Origin of the sequence: Bacillus cereus group sp. BfR-BA-01441, assembly GCF_022663075.1 — a bacterium.
GTDB lineage: Bacteria > Bacillota > Bacilli > Bacillales > Bacillaceae_G > Bacillus_A > Bacillus_A cereus.
On the sequence record NZ_JAKUEU010000197.1, the window covers coordinates 1 to 1,554 of the forward strand.

Below are 1,554 nucleotides of genomic sequence, written 5' to 3' on the forward strand. Positions count from 1 at the left end.
GGAATTCCTTGTATCCCTTGAATACCAGTTGGACCAGTCGGACCTCTTTCTCCTTGTATTCCTTGAACACCTTGTATTCCCTGTGGGCCTCGTTCTCCCATAGGTCCTTGATTACCTTGAGAACCTTGTGGTCCAGTTAAACCAGTTGGGCCGGTTGGACCATTTTCTCCTTGCACCCCTTGCACTCCTTGTATTCCTTGTGGGCCGGTTGGACCGATTGGACCTTGTACGCCTTGTATTCCTTGCGGTCCAGTTGGTCCACCTAAAGCACCAGTTGGACCGGTTGGACCAGTGGGCCCCGTAATACCTGGCGGTGGAAAAGGAATAGGTGCTTGAAACTTACTACACTTATCTTGATTCTTCACAAGCATCTCCCCCGTTATAACTAACGTATCAAACTATTTTTAATACATTTAAACTAGCTGTTATCACACCAGATAATGTCGTTACATGCCCGATAGCTAACGGACCATTTTGTAAAGACAAAGTTGCATTTGAAGAAGTAACTTCAATGACCATCGTATTCGAAACTGCTGGTTCTAATATAAAAGTACCTCCTGTAACATAAAAAATAAAACTCCCTGCGACTTGTGTTCCATTTAAAGTAAGCCTCACTGAAATTGTTTCATTTCCGGCAGTTGGATCACCTTGAAAATAATAGCTTACTAAATAAATTCCCGGCGTACTTAACGTTACAGTTGTTGCATTTGTTAAACTGACATCAGAACCAAAAACTGTAGATCCAGAATTAATTGGTATTAACGCATTCGCTGCAATTGTACTCGTTGAAGTAGAAAAGAAATAACCGCCCCCACTAGGTAAACCAGTCGCTCCTGTCGCTCCCGCTATTCCAAAGAAACCTATTGAACCTGCACTACCAGTTGCTCCTGTCGGTCCCACCACGCCACTTGGGCCCTGACTACCTTGTGCTCCAACTGGGCCTATACTACCACTAGCACCTGTCACCCCACTCGCTCCAATTGGGCCTTGCAACCCTTGAATACCTTGTATCCCTTGTATTCCTTGCGGACCCGTTGCACCTGTAATTCCAACATTTCCTTGTGGGCCTTGTGGGCCTTGACTACCTTGCGCCCCTTGGACTCCTTGTGGGCCTGTTATACCGACTTCCCCTGTATTTCCTTGGGGACCTCTAATTCCTTGTGCACCTGTTGGACCGATAATTCCTTGCACTCCTTGTATTCCTTGCACTCCTTGCGCTCCTGTTGGACCCGTTATTCCTTGTAATCCTTGAGGACCTTGCAAACCGATAGCTCCAGTCGGTCCTATTATTCCTTGCACTCCTTGAGGACCTTGGGCACCTTGTGTACCTGTCAATCCGGTAGTCCCTTGTATCCCTTGAACACCTTGAGGACCTTGAGGACCTTGTGTTCCAGCTGCTCCTGTTTCCCCTTGAATTCCTTGTACGCCTTGGATTCCTTGTGCTCCAGCTGGGCCGGTTGCTCCTCGGATTCCTTGTACTCCTTGAGCTCCTTCCGCTCCTGTAACACCAACTGGACCAGCTATCCCTTGTATTCCCACCATTCCTTGTGCACC

Annotated in this window: 1 protein-coding gene and 1 pseudogene; both read right to left on the reverse strand. The window is 47.5% G+C overall.

Going from position 1 to position 1,554, the window contains the following annotated elements; translation table 11 throughout:
• Positions 1-365 (reverse strand): annotated as a pseudogene (locus MR107_RS29855) (collagen-like protein); the annotation flags it as partial.
• A 28-nt stretch (positions 366-393) separates the two neighbouring features.
• The coding region (locus tag MR107_RS29860) for a BclA C-terminal domain-containing protein (protein WP_472926410.1) at positions 394-1,554 on the reverse strand (1,161 nt) is incomplete at its 5' end.